The sequence below is a fragment of the Stenotrophomonas sp. 05L44_2 genome (genome assembly GCF_056665995.1).
In genome coordinates this window covers 1-2,196 of record NZ_JBFTNR010000698.1, presented here as the reverse complement: position 1 = coordinate 2,196, position 2,196 = coordinate 1, and the positions used below count along the sequence as shown (strand labels likewise).

The following is a 2,196-nucleotide window of genomic DNA, read 5'->3' as shown; positions in this document are numbered from 1 at the left end:
GGCACGGTGATGCTGCCGTCGGCGTTCTGGTAGTTCTCCATCACCGCGATCATTGCGCGGCCGACGGCCACGCCCGAGCCGTTCAGGGTGTGCGCCAGCTCCGGCTTGCCGGTGGCCGGGTTGCGCCAGCGGGCCTGCATGCGGCGGGCCTGGAAGTCACCACAGTTCGAGCACGAAGAAATCTCGCGGTAGGTCTCCTGCGACGGCAGCCAGACTTCCAGGTCGTAGGTCTTGATGGCCGAGAAGCCCATGTCGCCGGTGCACAGCAGCACCTTGCGGTACGGCAGGCCGAGCTTCTCCAGCACCACTTCGGCGCAGCGGGTCATGCGCTGGTGTTCGGCGTCGCTGTCTTCCGGGCGGCAGATCGAAACCAGCTCGACCTTCTCGAACTGATGCTGGCGGATCATGCCGCGCACGTCGCGGCCACCGCTGCCGGCTTCGGAACGGAAGCACAGCGAATGGGCGGTCATGCGCAGCGGCAGGCGCTCGGCGTCGAGGATCTCGTCGCGGGCGATGTTGGTCAGCGAGATTTCCGAGGTCGAGATGAGGTAACGCTTCTGCTCACCCAGCTGGGTGATGAACATGTCCTCTTCGAACTTGGGCAGCTGGCCGGTGCCGTACAGGCTGTCGGCGTTGACGATCACCGGCACGTTGGTTTCCTGATACTCATGCTCGCCGCTGTGCAGGTCGAGCATGAACTGGGCCAGGGCGCGATGCAGGCGGGCGATCGGGCCACGCAGCACGGTGAAGCGCGAACCGGACAGCTTGGCGGCGGTCTCGCCGTCCAGCCACTTGTTGCGGGCGCCCAGTTCGACGTGGTCGAGCACCTTGAAATCGAACTGGCGCGGGGTACCCCAGCGCGACTGCTCGACGTTCTCGCTCTCGTCGGCGCCAGCCGGCACGTCATCGGCGGGAATGTTCGGGATGCCCATGGAGATCGTGTCGATCTTCTCGCGCAGCTCGTCCAGGGCCACTTCCGAGGCCTTCAGCTCATCGGCGAACGCGGCAACCTCGGCCATGATGGCCGAAACGTCTTCGCCCTTGGCCTTGGCCTGGCCGATAGCCTTGGAACGGCTGTTGCGCAGGCTCTGCAGCTCCTGGGTACGCACCTGGATGCGCTTGCGATCGGCCTCCAGTGACTCCAGGGCAGACACGTCGAGCTCGAAGCCGCGGCTGGTGCGCAGGCGTTCGGCGAGGTCGGCGGGCTGGTGGCGGAGCAGGGCTGGATCAAGCATGGCAGGCGTCGTGGTGGGTAACAGGAACGGGATTATCGCCTGTTATACGGAATTCTGCCGCCCGGTTCATTCCGGCCGTGGCAGAATCGAGGCATTCCGTACTGGTCTGGTCCATGTCTGCTCCCCGTCCGTCGCCTGCCAAGTCGTTCACCGTGCATATCCCGCGCAACGCCCTGAAGATCGCCGGCATCGCCTTCGGCGTGGGCATCCTGCTGTTCGTGCTGGTCTGGCTGACCGGACGCGACAAGGAATTCTTCCGTGCCGACCCGGCCGCGCAGACGCCGCAGGAAACCGCCCAGGTGGAACCGCTGCCCGAACCACTGGCCGCGGCGGCCGGTTCCAGCGACATGCCAGACGCCAAGCCGGCCCCGGTGCCGGACGAGGAAGATGCGCCGAAGCTGGTGGAAACCGCCCCGCCCCCGCCACCGGCCACGGTTGAACCCGCTCCGGCCGCGCCGGGTACTGCGGCACCGGCAACCGCCAATGCGCAGCCGATGCCGATTGCCGGCCAGTCGCCGCCGCCGGCCTACCCGGCCGCCGCCCTGCGACGCGGTGAAGCGGGCAGCGTGGTGGTGCGGGTGGAGGTGGACGCCACCGGCTACCCGAACAACGTGACTGTGATCCAGCGCAGCGGTTCGCGCGAGCTGGACCGTGCAGCAACGGACGCGGTGCGTCGCTGGCGCTTCAGCCCGGCAGTCAGCAATGGCCAGCCGGTACCCGGCAGCATTGAAGTGCCGTTCGACTTCAAGCCGCAGTAACTGAACGCTTCCCCGCAGAAAAGCTGAACCTTGCAGGTTGCGTTGACGCAATGCTGACACGCTTCGACGCCGCCTCGGGCAACACTCTGGGCGTCGTTACTGACGTGAGGAGTTTGCGATGACTGCCACCACCCACGAGAACCTTCATTCGCCGCAACTGCAGCAGGACCGCGAGCTCGAGCCGCGCTCGACCTCCCCTTGGC

The 2,196-nt window shown here is 66.6% G+C and carries 2 protein-coding genes; one reads left to right on the top strand and one right to left on the bottom strand.

The annotated features are described in order from the left end of the window. Positions 1-1,235 (bottom strand): serine--tRNA ligase (gene serS / locus AC1VAN_RS19480; protein WP_480986506.1); only part of this gene is annotated, 1,235 nt, incomplete at its 3' end. 113 nt (positions 1,236-1,348) lie between these two features. Between serS and AC1VAN_RS19475 the strand changes: the two genes are divergently transcribed. Beyond that, complete coding sequence (locus AC1VAN_RS19475) at positions 1,349-1,993, top strand: energy transducer TonB (RefSeq protein WP_025878754.1); 645 nt, start codon at positions 1,349-1,351, stop codon at positions 1,991-1,993. Positions 1,994-2,196: the final 203 nt, after the last annotated feature.

What these genes read in the sequence shown, in the direction of transcription:
- AC1VAN_RS19475 (WP_025878754.1), top strand. Translation starts at nt 1,349, where the DNA reads ATGTCTGCTCCCCGTCCGTCGCCTGCCAAGTCGTTCACCGTGCATATC.